Source organism: Arthrobacter sp. NPDC055138 (assembly GCF_053607305.1).
The window spans coordinates 91,697-110,127 of record NZ_JBSGTH010000001.1; the positions used below are offsets into that span (position 1 = coordinate 91,697).

At 66.9% G+C, this 18,431-nt stretch carries 18 protein-coding genes; 1 reads left to right on the forward strand and 17 read right to left on the reverse strand.

Annotated features, from left to right (window positions below):
* Positions 1 to 2: 2 nt before the first annotated feature.
* Positions 3 to 971 carry an A/G-specific adenine glycosylase gene (locus tag ACWF5H_RS00465; RefSeq protein ID WP_452034159.1) on the forward strand — a complete coding sequence of 323 codons (969 nt, stop codon included), beginning with the start codon at positions 3 to 5 and terminating at the stop codon, positions 969 to 971.
* A gap of 37 nt (positions 972 to 1,008) precedes the next feature.
* Here ACWF5H_RS00465 and ACWF5H_RS00470 read toward each other — a convergent pair whose 3' ends face one another.
* The 17 genes from ACWF5H_RS00470 to hpt all read right to left on the reverse strand — a co-directional run bounded on the left by ACWF5H_RS00470 (position 1,009) and on the right by hpt (position 18,420).
* A complete protein-coding gene (locus ACWF5H_RS00470; protein ID WP_127513121.1) occupies positions 1,009 to 1,518 on the reverse strand; it encodes an amino-acid N-acetyltransferase in 510 nt (169 codons plus the stop codon).
* Between the two features lie 9 nt (positions 1,519 to 1,527).
* Positions 1,528 to 3,648, reverse strand: a complete 2,121-nt coding sequence (locus ACWF5H_RS00475) for a S9 family peptidase (RefSeq protein ID WP_452034160.1) — start codon at positions 3,646 to 3,648, stop codon at positions 1,528 to 1,530.
* A 130-nt stretch (positions 3,649 to 3,778) separates the two neighbouring features.
* Entirely contained in the window at positions 3,779 to 6,277 is a 2,499-nt protein-coding gene (locus ACWF5H_RS00480) for an ATP-dependent Clp protease ATP-binding subunit (protein ID WP_364651673.1), read from the reverse strand.
* 165 nt (positions 6,278 to 6,442) lie between these two features.
* A complete protein-coding gene (locus tag ACWF5H_RS00485; RefSeq protein WP_364651675.1) occupies positions 6,443 to 6,775 on the reverse strand; it encodes a histone-like nucleoid-structuring protein Lsr2 in 333 nt (110 codons plus the stop codon).
* 216 nt (positions 6,776 to 6,991) lie between these two features.
* Positions 6,992 to 7,150, reverse strand: coding sequence for a hypothetical protein (locus ACWF5H_RS00490; RefSeq protein ID WP_364651677.1), 159 nt, complete (start codon positions 7,148 to 7,150; stop codon positions 6,992 to 6,994).
* A gap of 2 nt (positions 7,151 to 7,152) precedes the next feature.
* Complete coding sequence (gene lysS / locus ACWF5H_RS00495) at positions 7,153 to 8,670, reverse strand: lysine--tRNA ligase (protein WP_452034162.1); 1,518 nt, start codon at positions 8,668 to 8,670, stop codon at positions 7,153 to 7,155.
* 77 nt (positions 8,671 to 8,747) lie between these two features.
* Positions 8,748 to 9,644, reverse strand: coding sequence for a pantoate--beta-alanine ligase (panC, locus tag ACWF5H_RS00500; RefSeq protein ID WP_452034163.1), 897 nt, complete (start codon positions 9,642 to 9,644; stop codon positions 8,748 to 8,750).
* Complete coding sequence (locus ACWF5H_RS00505; protein ID WP_452034164.1) at positions 9,641 to 10,558, reverse strand: Rossmann-like and DUF2520 domain-containing protein; 918 nt, start codon at positions 10,556 to 10,558, stop codon at positions 9,641 to 9,643. The genes panC and ACWF5H_RS00505 overlap by 4 nt, the downstream gene beginning before the upstream one ends.
* Positions 10,542 to 12,200, reverse strand: a complete 1,659-nt coding sequence (locus tag ACWF5H_RS00510) for a PH domain-containing protein (protein ID WP_452034165.1) — start codon at positions 12,198 to 12,200, stop codon at positions 10,542 to 10,544. Before ACWF5H_RS00510 ends, ACWF5H_RS00505 begins: the two co-directional genes overlap by 17 nt.
* Positions 12,197 to 12,709, reverse strand: a complete 513-nt coding sequence (locus tag ACWF5H_RS00515; protein ID WP_452034166.1) for a PH domain-containing protein — start codon at positions 12,707 to 12,709, stop codon at positions 12,197 to 12,199. Before ACWF5H_RS00515 ends, ACWF5H_RS00510 begins: the two co-directional genes overlap by 4 nt.
* A complete protein-coding gene (locus ACWF5H_RS00520) occupies positions 12,702 to 13,199 on the reverse strand; it encodes a DUF3180 domain-containing protein (protein ID WP_364651689.1) in 498 nt (165 codons plus the stop codon). The genes ACWF5H_RS00515 and ACWF5H_RS00520 overlap by 8 nt, the downstream gene beginning before the upstream one ends.
* A gap of 22 nt (positions 13,200 to 13,221) precedes the next feature.
* On the reverse strand, positions 13,222 to 13,731 hold the full coding sequence (gene folK, locus ACWF5H_RS00525) for a 2-amino-4-hydroxy-6-hydroxymethyldihydropteridine diphosphokinase (RefSeq protein WP_364651690.1): 510 nt from the start codon (positions 13,729 to 13,731) through the stop codon (positions 13,222 to 13,224).
* Positions 13,728 to 14,111, reverse strand: a complete 384-nt coding sequence (gene folB / locus ACWF5H_RS00530; RefSeq protein ID WP_452034167.1) for a dihydroneopterin aldolase — start codon at positions 14,109 to 14,111, stop codon at positions 13,728 to 13,730. Before folB ends, folK begins: the two co-directional genes overlap by 4 nt.
* 8 nt (positions 14,112 to 14,119) lie before the next feature.
* Positions 14,120 to 15,025, reverse strand: coding sequence for a dihydropteroate synthase (folP, locus tag ACWF5H_RS00535; RefSeq protein WP_452034168.1), 906 nt, complete (start codon positions 15,023 to 15,025; stop codon positions 14,120 to 14,122).
* Positions 15,026 to 15,051: 26 nt separating this feature from the next.
* On the reverse strand, positions 15,052 to 15,660 hold the full coding sequence (folE, locus tag ACWF5H_RS00540) for a GTP cyclohydrolase I FolE (RefSeq protein WP_364651696.1): 609 nt from the start codon (positions 15,658 to 15,660) through the stop codon (positions 15,052 to 15,054).
* Positions 15,661 to 15,670: 10 nt separating this feature from the next.
* Positions 15,671 to 17,710, reverse strand: a complete 2,040-nt coding sequence (ftsH, locus tag ACWF5H_RS00545) for an ATP-dependent zinc metalloprotease FtsH (protein WP_364651698.1) — start codon at positions 17,708 to 17,710, stop codon at positions 15,671 to 15,673.
* 158 nt (positions 17,711 to 17,868) lie between these two features.
* A complete protein-coding gene (gene hpt, locus ACWF5H_RS00550; protein WP_353916673.1) occupies positions 17,869 to 18,420 on the reverse strand; it encodes a hypoxanthine phosphoribosyltransferase in 552 nt (183 codons plus the stop codon).
* Positions 18,421 to 18,431: the final 11 nt, after the last annotated feature.

Sequence of the window (18,431 nt, forward strand, 5' to 3'; positions counted from 1 at the left end):
TCATGCCCCGCCCCGACGCCGCCGCTCCGGCTGCTTCCATCGAACCGGCAGAAGCCGGCCTGCTGCACCAGCGAATCCGCGACTGGTTTGCGGCCAGTGCAAGGGACCTGCCCTGGCGTCGCCCGGAGTGCGACCCGTGGGGCATTGTGGTCAGCGAATTCATGCTGCAGCAGACCCCGGTGGTCAGGGTGCTGCCGGTCTGGGAGCAATGGATGCAGCGCTGGCCGCGCCCGGCCGACTTGGCCGCCGATTCGGCCGGCGAAGCGGTCAGGGCCTGGGGACGGCTGGGCTATCCGCGCCGTGCGCTGCGCCTGCATGCCGCGGCCACGGCGATTGTGGACCGACACGGGGGCCGGGTGCCGGACGACCACGCCAGCCTGCTGGAACTCCCCGGCGTGGGGACCTATACGGCGGCCGCGGTGGCATCCTTCGCCTTCGGGCTGCCGGAAACAGTGGTGGACACGAATATCCGCCGGGTACATGCCCGCTTGGTGACCGGCGCGGCCCTCCCCGCGCCAACGCTCACTGCCGCCGAAATGCGCCTGGCCCGACAGTTGATGCCGGCCGGCGGCACTGAGGAGTGGAACGCCGGCACCATGGAGCTCGGCGCCCTCGTTTGCACGGCGAGGTCGCCGCGCTGCGATGCCTGCCCGGTGCTGGACCGCTGCGCCTGGGTGAAAGCAGGGCGCCCGGAGCCCCATTACGTCCCCAAGGGGCAGGCTTGGGCGGGCACCGACCGGCAAGTGCGGGGTGCCATGATGGCCGTCCTGCGCGAAGCGGAATCGTCCGTTCCGCGCGAGGTCCTGCTGGGCAGTTTTGAACTGGCGGTGCTGCCCGCTGCCTACCAAGGGCCTCTGGCTGCGCTGCGCGCACTGCCGGCCGGCGACGACCAGTTGGGCCGGGCCCTCGACGGGCTGCTGGCGGACGGGCTGGCCGTCACGGCAGGCGACGGCATCAGCCTTCCCAGCTAGCAGGGAAGGAGCCGGTCCCAGCGGCCGCGGCGGCCGGTCAGAGTGAGCGGATCATCCGGGTGTTGCCCAGCGTATTGGGTTTAACCCGGGCCAGGTCGAGGAACTCGGCCACGCCTTCGTCGGTGGACCGCAGCAGCTCGGAATAGACCTCCGGGTCCACCGCCGATTGGTCGGCCATGACCTCGAAGCCATGCCGGGTGAAGAAGTCCACCTCGAAGGTCAGGCAGAAGACGCGGTTGACACCCAAATCCCTGGCCGCGCCGATGAGTTCGTCCAGCAGGGCATGGCCTACTCCCCTGCCGCGCCAGTGCGCTGCGGTGGCCAGCGTGCGCACCTCGGCAATGTCCTCCCACATGACGTGCACGGCGCCACAGCCCACTACTTCGCCCTCCGGCGTCTCGGCGACCCGAAACTCCTGGATGCCTTCGAAGTACGCCACCGCTTCCTTCTCCAGCAGCACCCGTTCGTCGGCCAGCGGTTTCACCAGTCGACGAATCTCCACGACGTCGGAGGTGCGGGCGGGGCGGATCTTGAAGGCGTCGGTCACCCAGTCAGTCTAAAGCCCCAGTTCGGCCGGCAGCTCCGCCTCCTGGTCCAGCACGTGCCGGGCGAGGAAGTTGGAGACGACGGAGTACCAGATTTTGGCATGCTGTGGGGAGAGCACCCAATGGTTCTCGTCGGGGAAGTACAGGAACCGGTGCGGCGTCTCCCCGTCCGTCCCCGCGGCCAGTTGCGACCGGGACAGGAGTTCGTACCAGAGCCGCAGCCCCTCGCCGATCGGAACCCGGTAGTCCCTGTCGCCGTGCACCACCAGCATCGGCGTGTTGATGTTCTGCACATGCAAATGCGGGGAGTTCTCCAGCGCCATCTCCGGGGTCATCTCCCGCTCCCAGTATGGGGATACATCAGTGGTCGGTCCGAACTGGTCCAGTGCCCACAGGCTGGCGTGGGTGACGACGGCCCGGAACCGGTCGGTATGCCCGGCAATCCAGTTGGCCATGTAGCCGCCGAAGGAACCGCCCATCGCCGCCGTCCGGGTGCCGTCGATGTCCTCCCGCTGCACGGCGGCGTCGGTGATGGCCATCAGGTCCGTGTACGGGGCCTGTCCCCACTGCCCCCAGCCCCGGCGGATGAAGTCATCGCCGTAACCGGTGGAGAGCGCCGGATCCGGCAGCAGCACGGCGTAGCCCTGCGCCACCAGCAGCCACGGGCACCAGCGCCAGCTCCACGCATTCCATGAGCCGAGCGGGCCGCCATGCACCCACAGCAGCAGTGGCGCGGGGTTCTGGGCGGACGCGCCCTCGGGCAGCGCCAGCCAGGCGCGCACCGGAACCTGCGCGCCGTCGGTGCCCACCGTCGTCGTGATTTCTTCCAGCCGGCCGCCCAGTTCCGGACGGGGCGCAGGCGAGGGCAGGACGGTGGTCTCCCCGGAGGACAGGTCGATGCGCACCGGCTCGGGCGGAAACAGGTAGGAGCTGCGCAGCGCGTAGGCGAACCGACCGTCCGGGCTGACCACGACGTCGGTGTAGGCCGCGTCGTCGTGCGTCACCTGCCGCACGGCGCCGGTGTTGGCGTCGACGCGGAACAACGGAGCGCGGCCAGCGTCATCGGCTGTCACCAGCAGGCCCGAACCGTCGGGCAACCAGGCCGCCGGGTGGGGCCAGCGGTCCCAGTCCGCAGCCAGCGGACGCAGCTCGCCGCCGGCCAGCGGAAGCAGCCCCAGCCGGACCGAAGGAACGGTCTGCGGCCCGGAGACCGATTCGCAGACAACCACCACGGTTCGGTTGTCGGGGCTGACCGGACCGGGCGAGTAGTCGGTGTCCGGGCTTTCCAGCAGGGTCCGGCGCACGCCGGTTGCGGTGTCCACGGCGGCCAGCACGCTGCGGCTGTCTCCCCGCGGCAGCGGCCGGCGGATGTTGACCACCAGGGTGCTGCCGTCCGGGCTGAGTTCGGCCGCGGTTTCCATCAGGGCATTTCCGGCCCACTCGGTGATGTTGCGCAGGCTGCCGTTCGGCTCGTCATCCACTGTCAGGGTTACAGCCGCGTCGTCCGCGGATTCCTGCAGGATGAAGTGCCGCTTCTCCCCCGGTCCCAGGTCATGATCCCAGAAGCGCACCGGGTACCCCGAGTGCAGGATCGCGGAGACTTTCTTGTCCTTGCGGGCGGCGCGCAGGTTCGCGTCGCCCTCTTCCCCGTCGGAGCCGCGCAAGACCTGGCCGTCCACCACCACGGTGTCTGCGTCGCGGGCACAGCGCACCGCGGCGACGCCGCCGGGACGCGACAGCACCATCCGGCCTTCGCCTCCGGTCGCCGCCAGACGCCACAGTGCCGGCACCGGCTCTTCAGCGGGATCGTCGGGGCTCGGGCGGGCGGAGGTGAAATAGAGATCGCCGTTGCGGGCAAAGGCCGCACCGGATTCGCCCTTGGAGCTGCGGGTGATCCGCCGGGCCGGGCGCGCACCGGCGGGATCAACTGCCCAGAGGGCCGAGACATACTCGGTGGCGCCGGAGTTCAGCACGCCGACGCAGGTGACCAGTCGGCTGCCGTCCGGGCTGAGCACCAGCGACCCCAGCCGCGGCAGCGCGATAAAGCGGTCCAGGTCGCTGAACGGGGTGGCGGGAGCCTGCTGGAGGGGTGCCTCCACCCGCACATCGGAAGTAAGTGCTTCAGAACTCATGGATTCAGTAAACACTACTTGTGCCGCGGATCACGGACAAGCACGCAAATCAACGCTGTTCGCGTCCAATATCGGGCGGTTAAAGCGGAGAACCCCGGCCGGGGCCGGGGTTCTCCGTGCGCAGTGCTGGCTACTGGGACAGAGCCGGGGTGTCCGGCACTTCCTCAATCGCCTTGGGGGCGCCGGTGCTGGTGAAGACGAACGTTGCCGTTTCGCCCTCGCCCTCGACGTCCACGTGGATGGTTTCGCCGGGGTGGAACTCGCCGAAGAGGATCTTCTCCGAGAGCTGGTCCTCGATCTCCCGCTGGATGGTCCGGCGCAGCGGTCGGGCACCCATCGTGGGATCGTAGCCGCGGGTGGCAAGCAGCACCTTGGCCGGATCGGACAGTTCGATCTTCAGGTTCTTCTCGGTCAGCCGCTTCCGCAGCCGCTCGACGAACAGGTCCACGATCTGGACGATCTCTTCCTCGCTCAGCTGCGGGAAGACCACCGTGTCGTCAACGCGGTTGAGGAACTCGGGCCGGAAGTGCTGCTTGAGCTCATCCTGGACCCGGGCGCGCATCCGCTCGTATCCGGTCTTGGTGTCCGTGCCCGACTGGAAGCCGGTCATGACGCCCTTGGAGATGTCCCGTGTGCCCAAGTTGGTGGTCATGATGATCACCGTGTTCTTGAAGTCCACGACGCGGCCCTGGCTGTCTGTCAGGCGGCCGTCCTCGAGGATCTGCAGCAGCGAGTTGAACAGGTCCGCGTGGGCCTTCTCCACCTCGTCGAAGAGCACCACGGAGAACGGACGGCGGCGGACTTTCTCGGTCAGCTGCCCGCCCTCTTCGTAGCCGACATATCCCGGAGGGGCACCGAAAAGCCGCGAGACCGTGTGCTTCTCCGAGTATTCGGACATATCCAGGGTGATCAGCGCGTCTTCCTCACCGAAGAGGAATTCCGCCAAGGCCTTGGCGAGCTCGGTCTTGCCGACGCCGGTGGGGCCGGCGAAGATGAACGAACCGGAGGGACGGTTGGGGTCCTTCAGGCCGGCGCGGGTGCGCCGGATCGCCTGCGAGATGGCCTTGATCGCCTCGTCCTGGCCGATCACGCGCTTGTGCAGCTCGGCCTCCATGTGCATGAGGCGGCTGGACTCTTCCTCGGTCAGCTTGAACACCGGGATGCCGGTGGAGTTGGCCAACACCTCGGCCACCAAGTCCTCGTCAACCTCGGCAATCTCATCCAAGTCGCCGGACTTCCAGGCGCGTTCCTTCTCCGCCCGCTCGTCCTGCAGCCGGCTTTCCTGGTCCCGCAGCGTGGCGGCACCCTCGAAGTCCTGGGCATCGATGGCCGATTCCTTTTGCTTCTTCAGCTGGGAAATGCGCTCGTCGATGTCTTTGAGCTCCGGCGGTGCAGTCATCCGGCGGATGCGCAGCCGGGCGCCGGCCTCGTCGATCAGGTCGATGGCCTTGTCCGGCAGGAAACGGTCGGAGATGTAGCGGTGGGCCAGATGCGCGGCGGCATCCAAGGCGCCGTCGGTGATGGAGACCCGGTGGTGCGCCTCGTAGCGATCGCGCAAACCCTTGAGGATCAGCACGGCGTGCTCCACGGACGGTTCCTCAACCTGGATCGGCTGGAACCGGCGCTCCAGCGCGGCGTCCTTCTCGATGTGCTTGCGGTACTCGTCCAGCGTGGTGGCACCGATGGTCTGCAGTTCCCCGCGGGCCAACATGGGCTTCAGGATGGACGCGGCGTCGATGGCACCCTCGGCCGCACCCGCTCCGACCAGCGTATGGATTTCGTCGATGAACAGGATGATGTCGCCGCGGGTCCGGATTTCCTTCAGGACCTTCTTCAGCCGCTCCTCGAAGTCACCGCGGTAGCGGGAACCGGCCACCAGTGACCCCAGGTCCAGCGTGTAGAGCTGCTTGTCCTTGATCGTCTCGGGCACGTCGCCGCGGACAATGGCCTGGGCCAGGCCCTCGACCACGGCCGTCTTGCCGACGCCGGGTTCGCCGATCAGCACCGGATTGTTCTTGGTGCGGCGGGAGAGGACCTGCATGACGCGTTCCATCTCATGCTCGCGCCCGATCACCGGGTCAAGCTTGGACTCACGCGCGGCCTGGGTGAGGTTGCGGCCGAACTGGTCCAGCACGACGGACCCGGCAGGAGTACCCTCCTGCTGCTGGCCCGCGGTGACCGGCTCCTTACCCTGGTAGCCGGAGAGCAGCTGGATGACCTGCTGGCGCACGCGGTTGAGGTCCGCACCCAGCTTGACCAGCACCTGGGTGGCCACGCCTTCGCCTTCGCGGATCAGGCCCAGCAGGATGTGCTCGGTACCGATGTAGTTGTGGCCAAGCTGGAGGGCTTCGCGCAGCGAGAGCTCCAGAACCTTCTTGGCGCGCGGCGTGAACGGAATGTGACCGCTCGGGGCCTGCTGGCCCTGGCCGATGATTTCCTGGACCTGCTCACGAACGCCATTCAGGGAGACGCCGAGGAACTCCAGTGCTTTGGCGGCAACGCCCTCACCCTCGTGGATCAAACCCAGGAGGATATGTTCGGTGCCGATGTAGTTGTGGTTGAGCATGCGGGCTTCTTCTTGAGCCAGCACGACAACGCGACGGGCACGGTCGGTAAATCTCTCAAACATCTCGCACACTCCTAGCTACTGCGTACTTTGATGCTACGTGCCCGACTGCCTCTTGGGAGGCCTGTTCGCCCTAGGGGTAATGCCCTGCGACAGGAGCGCAAACGGGGCGGACAGTTGCCTGTCCGCCCCGCCGATCGATCTGCCCGCCAGGGAACGGGCCGCCCGTTATCCCCCGTGGGCGGCCTTGTAGGCCTCGATGATCTCAGACTGCACACGACCGCGGTCGCTGACGTTGTAGCCGTTGTCCCGCGCCCACGCCCGGATTGCCGAGGCATCCTGGCTGCGGGTGCTGCTGGCCGGCTTGCCGGCCCTTGCACCGCGGGAAGGAATCTTCCGACCGGCGGAAATGAACGGCTTAACAGCGTCGCGAAGGGCCGCGGCATTCTTTGAAGAAAGATCAATCTCGTAGCTGCTGGAATCCATGCTGAAGCGGACCGTTTCATCCGCCGAGCCACCATCCAGATCGTCAACCAGAATGATTTTTACTTCTTGCGCCACGGAAGGCTCCTTTAGTGAGTGAACAATTTGGCCGGGATTACCGAACCAAACTGATTATTGCGCACACTGTATTTGATGGCAATACGAACTGATTTAGAAAACCCTAGAGAATCTGGCATGAGCGATATCGGTATAACCGTCATCGCACCAAACCACACGCACTGTAGTGCTTAAAGGAGAAACCCCGGGCGATCAATAATCGTCCGGGGTTTGCCGTTATTCGGTGCCGCCTTCGGCGGCACGCCTATCGGCTTCGCGCTCCGCCTCAGCCAATGCTTCGCGCTCTTTGCGGTCGGCATTGAATATGGCTTTCATCACGAAATAGAACAAGAGTCCGACGCCTAGCGACGGCGCGAGCACCCACAGGTATTCCATGCTCAACCCACCTCCGGCTTCAGCAGCGGGAACAGAATGGTTTCCCTGATTCCGACCTGGGTGAAGAGCATCACCAGCCGGTCAATGCCCAGTCCGATGCCGCCCATCGGCGGAGCGCCGTATTCCAGGGCGCGCAGGAAGTCTTCATCCAACTGCATGGCCTCTTCGTCGCCGGCCGCCGCCAGACGTGACTGCTGGGTCAGGCGTTCGCGCTGGATCACCGGATCAATCAGTTCGGAGAACGCGGTGCCGCGTTCCATTCCGCCGATAATGAGATCCCATGCCTCAATCAGCCCCGGCTTATCCCGGTGGTTTCGGGCCAGCGGTTGCGCCGCTGGCGGGTAATCGTAGACGAAGGTCGGCTGCAGCAGGGTGGGCTCGACGATTTCGCCGAACAACTCAACCACGGTTTTCTGGGTATCCCACTTCGGGTCGATCTTCACGCCGTGCTCGTCGGCAATTTCGCGCAGGATGTGGCCACCGGTCTCCGGAGTGATTTCCCGGCCCACCGCTTCGGACAATCCCGGGTAGACCCCCAGCCAGCGCCATTCTCCATTAAGGTCAATGGTGCCCTGCGGGGTTTCAAGCACCCTGGTGCCCAGGCTGTCCGCCACATTAAGGATCATCTCCTTGATGCGGTCGGCCATCACGAACTGGTCGGCGTACGCCTCATAGCTTTCCAGCGTGGTGAATTCCGGACTGTGCGTAGAGTCAACGCCTTCATTGCGGAAAATCCGGCCGAGTTCAAAGACCCGGTCAATGCCGCCGACCACAGCGCGCTTGAGGTACAGCTCGGTGGCGATACGCAGCGTCATGTCCTGGTTGAAGGCATTCAGGTGTGTCTCGAAGGGGCGGGCCGTCGCACCGCCGTGGATCAGCTGCAGCATGGGCGTCTCCACTTCCACGTAACCATGGGAGTGCAGGGTGTCCCGGATGGAACGGATCACGGCCGCCCGGGTGAAGACCATCTGCCGGGCTTCGTCGCGGACCATCAGGTCCACGTAGCGCTGCCGTACGCGGGTCTCTTCATTGAGGCCGGCGTGCAGCACGGGCAGGGGACGCAGCGCCTTGGAGGCCATTTGCCAGGACTCGGCCATCACGGACAGCTCGCCGCGCTTGGAGCTGATGACTTCGCCGCGGATGAACACATGGTCGCCCAGGTCCACCAGCGCCTTCCAATCCGCAAGCGCTTCCTCGCCGATGTTCGCCAGGCTCAGCATGGCCTGCAGCCGGGTGCCGTTGCCTTCCTGCAGGGTGGCGAAGCACAGCTTTCCGGTGTTGCGGATGAAGACCACGCGCCCGGACACCCCGACGATGTCGCCGGTGGTTTCGTCCGCCTCGAGGTGACCGTACTTTTCACGTACTTCGGCCAGCGTATGGGTCCGGTCCACACCCACCGGGTAGGCCTCCACACCGCGTTCCAGGAGTTTGGCGCGCTTGGCCATGCGCACGTGCATCTGCTCGGACGCGTCGGCAGCCTCGGCTGCGGGATGTGGTGTGGGGGTATTTTCGCGGGTCACGGTAGTTAAGGGTACCGGTACCCGGGCCGGGCCAGCCAAACGCCCAGGCTCGGAGCCCCTGCCCAGTACCTCCCGGCTCAGTATCCCAGCTGCACGTTGTCGATCAGACGCACCGGGCCGACCTTCGCGGCGACCAGCGCCAAGGCCTCGCCGGTGAACGGTGTTTCCCGGCAGTTGACGGCCAGCGGCTCCAGGGTCTTCGGGTCCACCACTTCCAGGTAGTCGGGCTGGACCAGCGGCGCCGAGTCGATCATGGCCAGGGCGCCGTCGATGTCCAGCGGTTCGTGGCGCTCCGCCTGGCCGCGCAGGTACGCCAGGCTGCGGGACAGCACCAGCGCCGCCTCCCGCTCCGCTTCGGAGAGGAACCGGTTGCGGCTGGAGAGCGCCAGCCCGTCGTCGTCGCGCACAATCGGCACCCCCACCACGTCCACGGGGAAGTTCAGGTCCGCCACCATGCGCTTGACCAGCACCAATTGCTGGGCGTCCTTCTGCCCGAAAAACGTCCGGTAGTCCGCGTCACCGGCCGGCAGGCCGAGATGCAGCAGCTTGGCCACCACGGTGAGCGCTCCGTCGAAGTGGCCGGGGCGGGAGGCCCCCTCGAACTTCCCGCCGAGTTCCCCCGCAGTAATCCTGACCATCGGGAGGCCGTCCGGGTAGACCTCGTCCACGCTCGGCGCAAACACCACGTCCGCGCCGCACTCCGCCAGCAGGTCCAGGTCGGCCTCGAGCGTGCGCGGGTAACGGTTCAGGTCCTCCTGTTCACCGAACTGCAGCGGATTCACAAAGATGGAAACCACGACGACGTCGCTCGCCTGCCGCGCGGCGCGCACCAGGGCGGCATGGCCGTCGTGCAGCGCCCCCATGGTCAGCACCAGTCCCACCGAAGGCCGGCCGCTTGCCGCGGACTCCGCCAGGAGCCCGGTGGTGGCGTCCTTCAGTTCGGCTTGGGTCTGCACAAGGCGCGGACGGGTCACTGTTTCTCCTCCGGTGTGGATTGGGCCAGGATGTCAAGGATTTCGGTGGCCTGCGCTTCCTTCAGCATGCCCCGTTCCAGTGCCCGCTGGGCCGTGGCACGGGCCAGTGATTCGTAGGCCAGCCGGATGTCGGTGCTGCCCGAGTCCACTTCGCGGCTCAGCAATGCCTCGTGGTGGCTGCGGACCGTGCCGGCGTCGCCGCGCGCCACCGGTCCGGTCAGCGCCGATTCGCCGGAGGCCAGCGCGTTCTCCAAGGACGCCCGCATCAGTGCGCTGAGTACCCGGTCCGGCTGCTCCACGCCGGCTTCGGCCAGCAGTTGGGCGGACTGCGCCGCGATGGTCACCAGGTGGTTCGAGGCGTGCGCCAAAGCCGCGTGGTAGAGCGTGCGGTCCTCTTCGGCGATGACCACCGGTTCGCCGCCCATCTCCACCACCAGCGCCTGCGCGATCGGCAGGACCGTGGCTTCGGCGGTCACGCCGAAACTGCAGTCGGTCAACCGGGCCAGGTCAAGGCTCATGCCGGTAAAGGTCATGGCCGGGTGGATCGCCAGCGGGATGGACCCTTTAGCCCGGGCCGGCGCGAGCACACCGGTGCCGAAGCGTCCGGAGGTGTGCACCACCAACTGGCCCGGCTGCCAGACCCCGGCCGCGGCCAAGCCCTCCACCAGTTCCGGCAGCGCATCATCCGGGACCGCCAGCAGGACCAGTTCGGCCCGTTCAACAACCTCCGGGATCTGGAGTATCGGCACGCCCGGCAGCAGGTTCTCTGCCCGCTCCTTGCTGTCCTCCGAGACCGCGGAAACGCCGACGACGGCGTGCCCGACCCCGCGCAGCGCGGCGCCGAGGACCGCTCCCACCTTGCCGGCGCCGATCACGCCAATGCCCAGCCGGCCGGGCCTAGCGCTGCCCGCCATGGCGGCTCTCCTGCTCCGTTTGGGGTCCGTCCTGCTGCTGCGGACCGTACCGGCCGTCCTGGCGCCCGCTGGCCGCTCCGGGTTCGGGTCCGCTGCTGGGTTCGGGCGTTGATTCCGGTCTGGCTTCGAGCCAGCGCTCGGGAAGGCTGCGGCGCCTGGCCGCGGCGGCCCGGGAGGCCTGCTCGTCGAAGAGACTGCGGGCCGTGTCTGCGTCGATCTGGTAGACCACCGGCGTGACCGGCCCGGTGGTGGTGTGCAGCCGCAGGTCGGCCACGTGCAGTCGCCGGGCCAGCGGACCCTGGTGCAGCGCGATGGACTGGGTCCGCTCGTGCGGCACCACGGCGAGGCTGCGCCACAGCCGACCGCTGCGGGCCAACAGCGCAGTGCCGGTGACGGCAAAGCCGTTCCGCCGCCAGGTCAGCCAGGAGAGCCAGCGAACGCGCCGCGGCGAGGTGACAAAACCGCCGTCGGAGGCACCGCCGTCGTTGTGGTCCGTGGCAGCGATCCCGTCCAGCCCCGCGGTGAAGACCGTGAACGGATCTTCGGTGCCCGGATCCGGCAGCACCAGGGCCAGCATCTGCATGACTTCCTGCCGCGTACCGACCGGCAACAACGTGGTGCGGGCACCGGAGTTCTCCGTGCTGACACCGTAGCCGGCCACGTTCACGCGCATCCGGTACCAACCCGTGAAGCGCCACAGCGGCGACTGCATGATTTCCACTGCCTGCACCCGGCCCGGCGGAACGGTTTGTGCCCGGGTCTCCAGCAGCCCGTAGCGCAGCCGGATGCCGTCCGGGGATACCGCGGCGCGGAAGTTGTAGCCGGTGCTGAAGGTTGACCAGTAGCCGGCGGCCACACCGAACGCGGCGGGCACCAGCAGGGCCGGACCGAACGCCGCATCGAACACAAAGGTGGACACACCTGCCGCAATCAGCATGATGGCGAGGAACACCGTGGTGCCGGAGAGCAGCGCCGCCCCGACGATGCGGCTACCCGGCACGGCCAGGATCTGCTGTTCGGGAGCCTCGGGTACCGGTTCCTGGGCATGGCCCGGTTCGCTGCTCAGCCCGGCGGCCCGGGCCAGGATGGTGGCGCGAAGTTCCTGCGCCGAAGCCAGCGGCAGATACGCCAGCCGCACGGCGGATTCGCCGGCGTCGGCCACTTCGAACTTGAGTTCCGCCAAGCCGAAGATCCGCGCCAGCAGCGGCTGGATCACGTCGATCGCCTGCACCCGGTCAAGCCGAGCCTGGCGGTGCTGACGGAACAGGACGCCGGAGTTCACGCGGACGTGCTCCTCCGTCACTTGGTAACGGGTGTACCACCAGGACAGGAAGAACCCGGCCACCAGCAGCAGGACGACGACGGCCACGATCAGCACGGTCCAGAGCGCGCGTCCGCCGCTCAGCCCCCAGAACTCGTCGCCGCGGAACACGGCCTCGAACCAGTCGCGGCCAAAGAAGTAGGCAATGGCGGCCAGCGCGATCCAGCCCCGGACCAGCGGGGACACGGGATGGACGCGGTGCCAGCTGCCGGTGCTGTCGGGAGTGAGCGGCACGCCCTGGGAGGCCGCTACCACCTCGCCGGAGGTGTCCGGCCCCTGCCCGTGCAGCGGGTCCTGCCCGGTGCTGCCGGGAATGGTCATAGCCCGGCCAGCCTTGCCTGTCCGCGGTCGGAGAGCTGTTCGCGCAGCCGGGCGCCTTCTGCCGCCGGCACACCAGGAATGCTGGCATTGGTCTGCGGGCTGGCCGTGTGCAGCTTGACCGAGCACAGCCCGAACGCGCGCTGGAGCGGGCCCACAGCCACATCCACGTACTGCATCCTGCCGTAGGGCACCACCATCACGCGCTGGAAAAACAGGCCGCGCCGGATCAGCAGGTCTTCGTCCCGTTCGGCGTAGCCGATGGCCCTGACCTGGCGAGGGATCAGTAATCCGATCCAGATGCGGATCACCAGTGTGCCCACGCTCAGCAGCCAGGCGAGCCAAGCCGGGAAATCGGGCCACACGCCCGCCAGCAGCAGGACCAGCGGAACGGACAGGACGGCGAGTTCAACCACTGTCCAGATCGCCCAGCTGATCAGTTCCACAGTGACGTACTTGGGCGAGACCCGGATCCAGCTGATGCCGGCCGGGTCGATCGCTTCGCTAGGCATACTCCCCCTCGCCTTGGGCCTCGGTTCCGTTGTCCTTGGCCGCGTCGGTGTCTTCGGGCGGGAGCTTGCAGAAACGCTCCACCACCAGCCCTATCACCACCATGATCAAGCCACCGCCCATCATAGCCAGCACGGAGGGCAACGCACCGAGGCCGGGCCGGTAGAGCAGCAGGATGAGCTGGTCCAGCAGGATGCCGGCGTGCCAGCCGAAGATCAGCGAGCCGGCGTAGGCGCAGGCCTGGGCCAACACCAGCGTGCGGGCCGCCAGCACCGGATTCAGTTCCTTGTCCCGTTTGCCGTTGCGCCAGCGGCGCACCTTCAGGCCCAGCACCAGCGTGAAGACGGCGATGGCTGCCATAGTGACCAGCGAGGAGAGATGCAGGAACGGCACCGGCAGCCCGTTGCGCTCGGTGACCTGGTTGCCCAGCCATCCCAGCACCGCACTGACGACGGCGATGGCCGCCAGTGCGCGGTACCTGATGGTCCTCACGAAGCCCCCACCCCGCCGGACACTACTGCCCGGCTTCGAACGGTTCGGCTTCGTAGGGCTCCACGCCGTCCAGGTCCCCGGCCGCCTTCGCCAGCTCGCCCACCGGGACGCCGTTGAGCGTGGCGTTCGAGTCCATCCACGCCCAGGGCGCGAGGACGAAGGCCCGTTCATGCGCCCGCGGATGCGGGATGACCAGGTCTTCATCGTCCAGGGTCAGGTCGCCGTAGGTGATGATGTCCACGTCCAGCGTCCGCGGACCCCAGCGCACTTCGCGGGTGCGGTGGTGCTTGTTCTCCACCGCCTGACAATGCGCCAGCAGCTGGTGCGGATCCAGATCGGTCTCCACTTCCAGCACCATGTTCAGGTAATCCGGCTGGTCCTCGGGACCGCCCACCGGCTTGGTCTGCACCACCGCCGAGACTTCGCGGAGCCGCACATGCGGGGTGTCCACCAGGTCCGCCACGGCGTGCGAGAGTGTGTCGCTGCGTTCGCCGAGGTTGCTGCCCAGCGCCAGGACGGCACGCACGCTCATGGCTTCTCCCGGTAAATGCTGACCGTGACGTCGGAAAACTCCACCTGGATGGGCGCCTGGGGTTTGTGCACGGTGACCTCGACGGCCGCCACCGAGAACGTGCGCAGCACGTGGTCCGCAATCCGCTCGGCCAGGGTTTCGATCAGCTGCAGCGCCTCGCCGGTGATGATCGCTTCCACCTGGTCCGCGACCTCGGCGTAGTTGGCGGTATGGGTCAGGTCGTCGCCAGCCGCCGCGGGCCGAATGTCCGTGTGCAGCGCAACGTCCACAATGAACCGCTGACCGTTGCGGCGCTCTTCTTCCAGCACGCCGTGGTAGCCCACGGCGGAGATGCCGGTGAGCTTGATGATGTCCGGACGCGCCGGGAGTCCTGCCGCCATCTCCCGCCCTACTTGGTCCAGGCGGCGGCGACCTTGACAGCGTCAAGGGAGGCACCGGCGTCGTGCACGCGCACACCCCAGGCGCCGTTGGCCGCAGCCAGCGCGGAGACCGCCAGCGTGGCCTGGTCGCGCTCCTTGGGTGCGGCGGCCTTGCCCGCGGTGGTCAGCAAGGACCCGAGGAACCGCTTGCGCGACGCACCGACCAGCAGTTTGTGTCCCAGCTGGGCGAACTGCCCGGTGGCACGCAGCAGTTCCCAGTTGTGCTCGGCGTTCTTGGAGAAGCCCAGGCCCGGATCCAGAATGATCTGCTCCGGCGCGACGCCGGCGGCGACGAACTTGTCGCGCAGCTCCGTCAGTTCCGCGAGGACCTCGGCCACCACGTCCTGGTACTCCGCCTTCGGATCTGCGTGGCGGGCATCGCCGCGCCGGTGCATCAGGATGTAGGGGACCTTGCGCTCCGCCACCAGCGTCGGCATCTCCGGGTCGAAGGTCATGCCGGATACATCGTTGATGATGGCGGCGCCGGCATCCAGCGCCTTCGCGGCGGTGTCCACGTGCATGGTGTCCACGCTGATCAGGGCGCCGGCCTTGGCCAGCGCCTCGATGACCGGAAGAATCCGCTTCTGCTCTTCTTCGGAAGTGATCGAATCGGCGTTCGGGCGGGTGGATTCCCCGCCCACGTCAATGATGTCGGCGCCGCCGTAGAGCAGCTTCAGCCCGTAGGCGATCGCCGCCTCCCGGTTGGCGTGCTCACCGCCGTCGCTGAACGAATCCGGGGTGACGTTCAAAATGCCCATCACGATGGCCCGGTCGGTGGGCAAGTCCGCGAACCTCTTCGGCGCGCGTGCCTTGCGCAGCACGGGCAGGGGCGAGGTGGCGGGCCCTGTTCCGGGGACTGCGGCGAGTGAATCCATCTAGTTCTACCGTCTCTATCTCTTCGCTATCGTCCAATGATCAGGCTCATGGCCTCGGCCCGGGTGGCCTGTTCGCGCAGCTGGCCGCGCACCGCCGAGGTGACCGTCTTGGCCCCCGGCTTACGTACCCCGCGCATGGACATGCACATGTGTTCGCATTCGACGACGACGATCGCGCCCTTGGGTTCCAAGTACTTGACCAGCGCCTCCACGATCTGCGTGGTGAGGCGTTCCTGCACCTGCGGACGGCGCGCGTAGATCTCCACCAGGCGGGCCAGCTTGCTCAGCCCGGTCACCTTACCGTCATGCGACGGGATGTAGCCAATGTGCGCGGTGCCGTGGAAGGGCACCAGATGGTGTTCGCAGGTCGAATAGAACGGGATGTCCTTGACCAGCACCATTTCCTCGTGGTTGATGTCGAACGTGGTGCCGAGGATGTCCGCCGGATCCTGGTGCAATCCGGCAAAAACCTCGGCGTACGAACGGGCCACCCGCTGCGGAGTGTCCAGCAGGCCCTCGCGGTCGGGATCTTCGCCGACGGCGATCAGGATCTCGCGCACCGCCTTTTCGATCCTTGGCAGGTCGATCTGCGGGTCGAAATCCAGTTCGGCAACGACGTCATCGTATTCGGTCACGTATGCGATCCTAGCCGCTGGTGCCCAGAACGCCGCCGCGGCCGTCGTCCTCCGGCAGCTGCCCGCCGGCCGGGTTCGGGTCCACAATCACCGCCGCGTGGCTTTCTTCTTCCTGCTGGCCGTTGGCTGCGGCCTCCCGCTCGCGCCGCGAGATAACCGGCGGGATGTCGTGGACCGGCCGGGTTTCCTTGGACAGCCACACGTCGCGGAGGTCGCGGCGGCGCAGGTCGTGGAAGATCTCGGCGATCTCGCGCTGGTTCAGCGTCTCGCGCTCCAGCAGGGCCAGAGCCAGCCGGTCAAGCACGTCGCGGTTCTCGGTCAGGATCGCATAGGCCTCGTCGTGGGCGTCGTCGATCAGCCGGCGAACTTCCTCGTCCACCACGAACGCCACGTGGTCCGAGTAGTTGCGTTCGTGCGACATGTCGCGTCCCAGGAACGGCTCGCCGCCGCCTTGGCCCAGCTTCACGGCACCGACGCGTTCGCTCATGCCGTATTGGGTGACCATCTGGCGGGCGGTGCCGGTGGCTTTCTCAATGTCGTTCGAGGCGCCGGTGGACGGATCGTGGAAGACAATTTCCTCCGCCACCCGGCCGCCCATGGCGTAGGCCAACTGGTCCAGCAGCTCGTTGCGGGTCACGGAGTACTTGTCCTCCTCCGGCACCACCATGGTGTAGCCCAGGGCGCGGCCGCGGGGCAGGATGGTGACCTTGGTGACCGGCGCGGAATAGCGCAGCGCCGCGGCGACCAGCGCGTGGCCGCCTTCGTGGTACGCGGTGATCTTTCGCTCGTGCTCTTTCATCACGCGCGAGCGCTTCTGCGGGCCGGCCATGACACGGTCGATCGCTTCGTCCAGCGCCCGGTCGTCGATCAGTTGGGCGTTGGAGCGGGCGGTCAACAGCGCGGCCTCGTTCAGCACGTTGGCCAGGTCTGCGCCGGTGAACCCGGGCGCACGCTTGGCCAGCGACTTCAGGTCCACACCGGGGGCCATCGGCTTGCCGGCCGCGTGCACCTGCAGGATCTGATGGCGGCCTTCCAGGTCCGGGGCCTCCACGGCGATCTGCCGGTCGAAGCGGCCGGGGCGCAGCAACGCGGGGTCCAGCACATCCGGGCGGTTGGTGGCGGCAATCAGGATGACGTTGGTCTTGACGTCAAAGCCGTCCATCTCCACCAGCAGCTGGTTCAGCGTCTGCTCGCGTTCGTCATTGCCGCCGCCCACGCCGGCGCCGCGGTGCCGGCCGACGGCGTCGATCTCGTCGACGAAGATAATGGCGGGTGCGTTGGCTTTGGCCTGCTCGAACAGATCACGCACACGGGAGGCGCCGACGCCCACGAACATCTCCACGAAGTCCGAACCGGAGATGGAGAAGAACGGCGCCCCGGCTTCGCCGGCCACGGCGCGGGCCAGCAGGGTCTTGCCGGTGCCGGGCGGACCGTAGAGCAGCACGCCCTTGGGGATCTTGGCCCCGACGGCCTGGAATTTGGCTGGCTCGGAGAGGAACTCCTTGATTTCGTGCAGTTCCTCGACGGCCTCGTCCGCGCCGGCGACGTCGGCAAAGGTCACCTGCGGCATGTCCTTGGAGATCAGCTTGGCCTTGGACTTGCCGAACTGCATGACCTTGGAGCCGCCGCCCTGCATCCGTGAGAGCAGGAACCAGAAGATCAGGCCGATGATCAGGATGGGCAGGATCAGGCTGATGAAGCTCATGAACCAGTTGTTCTCCACCGGCTGGTCGGTGAAGTTGTCAACCCCGGAGGCGTTGATCGCGTCCACGATGTCCGGTCCGCGGTCGCGGCTGTAGAAGAAGGTAACGGACTTGCCCTTGTTGGCGCCGTCGATGACCAAGTCGTCGCGCAGGGTCAGGTCGACGCTCTGCGCGCCGTCGTTAATCCGGGCTTGTTCCGCCTTCTTGTCCTGCAGCAGCGAAAGCCCCACGCTGGTGTCGACCCGCGACGACTGCGGGCCGGCCAGGTTTGGCACGGCGATCAGGAGGATGACCAAGACCAGGACAATCCAGATGATTGGTCCCTTGAAAAGGTTCTTCAATTTCATGCGACTTGGGGGCTTGCGCCCGTCCCTCCTGCTTGTCCGCGCGTGATGGCAGCCCGGTGGGCTACTAAAGCTATACACCGTCCGTCTTCATTCACGCTCGGCGGAGCCGATTAGTTCCCTCTCGGCGTAGCGTGGCCTGCAGAAAGACGGTGCAGCGGTTATTCGTAAATGTGCGGCGCCAGCGTCCCGATGAAGTCCAGGTTGCGGTAGCGCTCGGCGTAGTCCAGCCCGTAGCCCACGACGAACTCGTTCGGGATCTCGTAACCGACGTACTTTACGTCGATCTCCACCTTGGCGGCATCGGGCTTGCGCAGCAGGGTGCAGATTTCCACGCTGGCCGGGCCGCGGGAAATCAGGTTGGTCTTCAGCCAGGACAGCGTCAGGCCGGAGTCGATGATGTCCTCCACGATGAGCACATGCTTGCCCATCAGGTCAGTCTCCAGGTCCTTCAGGATCCGCACCACGCCGGAGGACTGGGTGCCGGAGCCGTAGGAGGAGACGGCCATCCAGTCCATCTTGACGTGGCTGTGCAGGGCACGCGCCAGGTCCGCCATGACCATCACCGCGCCTTTGAGGACGCCGACGATCAGCAGATCGCGCCCTTCATAATCCTTATCGATCTGGGCAGCCAGCTCGGCAACGCGCTGCTGGATCTGCTCCTTGGTATAGAGGACGTGCTTGAGGTCTGCCTGGACGTCGTTGGAATCCACCACTTGCTCCC